The 1,191-nt window shown below is 75.1% G+C and carries 2 protein-coding genes; both read left to right on the forward strand.

Annotation, left to right across the window (positions count from 1 at the left end):
• The first annotated feature begins 323 nt into the window (after nucleotides 1–323).
• Complete coding sequence (locus GT354_RS55170; RefSeq protein WP_237536018.1) at nucleotides 324–776, forward strand: hypothetical protein; 453 nt, start codon at nucleotides 324–326, stop codon at nucleotides 774–776.
• 23 nt (nucleotides 777–799) lie between these two features.
• Nucleotides 800–1,191, forward strand: a 392-nt coding sequence (locus GT354_RS55175; RefSeq protein ID WP_272923993.1) for an RNase adapter RapZ, incomplete at its 3' end; no start/stop codon positions are given.

The following is a 1,191-nucleotide window of genomic DNA, read 5'->3' on the forward strand; positions in this document are numbered from 1 at the left end:
TCGAATCGGTCGGCCGGGGCCTGTGGCAACTCGCCACGCCCACCGGCCCCCAGGACTGATCAGCGGCTCCCGCCGTGTCCGGCCGCCCACCGGGCGGCCGGCGCCTTGAGCGCACGACACGAGAGCGACCCGACCCCGAAGAGAGGGACCCATGGGCACCACCCCCGAGGAACTGACACGCCGCCTGGACCTGGCCGCCGCCCGAGGTGACGCGGCCGAGCACGACCGCATCCTGGCCGGTCTGCGCACGGCCGGCCTCCAGACCTGGCCGCCACGCTCGGCGCCGCGTACCGCCGCGCGAACCCCGTCGCCGGGATCGTGCGGTGACCGCCGTCGACGACACCACCACCGGCACACCCGGGCTCGACCACGCCGCCCTGGTGGCGGCGCTGCATCGCAGGATCGCCGACCGCATCGCCGGCCACCGTGCCGCCGACACCAAGGCGGGCCTGCTGCTCGCGGTGATCGGGGTGAGCGCCCCGGCCCTCGAGGCGTTGCCGGCCGGTCTCGCCGTCGGCGCGGGGGCCGGCCTCGCCCTGGCCGGCGTGCTCCTGGTCCTGCTGCCCCGCACCGACGGATGGCTGCAACCGACCCGCGACCTCGACCCCGACCGCGTGTTGCGGCTGATCGCCGACCGCGAGACGCCGCGCGAACTGGCGGCCGAGCACGAACGGCTCGGCCGGATCACCGCCGGCAAGTACGCGCTGATCCGAGCCGCGCTGATCGTGCTTGCGCTCACCACGGCGACCGGCGCCCTCGCCTGCACCATCCACTGACCAACCGCACCCAGGAGCAGACCTTGACGAACAACCTGCACAGCCCGGGCATTCGGATCGTGTCCTTCGGCTACGGCCACGGCCCCACCCCGGAAGCGGACCTGACCGTCGACCTCCGCAGGAGGTTCCGCAACCCCCACCACAACCCCGCGATGAAGCACCGGACCGGCCTGGACGCCGACGTCTACGCCCATGTCCTGGCCACCCCCGGCATCGAGTCGATCGCCGCCGCCGTCGCGGCCGGCGCCCTGGACCTCCTCGCCGAGATCGGCGGCCCGATCACGGTCGCCACCGGCTGCGTGGGAGGCCGACACCGCGCGGTCGGCGTGGCCCGCAGGGTCGCCGACCACATCCGCGCCGCGCACGTCGCGGTCGACCTGGACCACCGCGACGTCCACCGGGCCGTCCTGCCCTC

Origin of the sequence: Streptomyces sp. SID3343 (genome assembly GCF_009865215.1) — a bacterium.
In the GTDB taxonomy this organism is placed as follows: Bacteria; Actinomycetota; Actinomycetes; order Streptomycetales; family Streptomycetaceae; genus Embleya.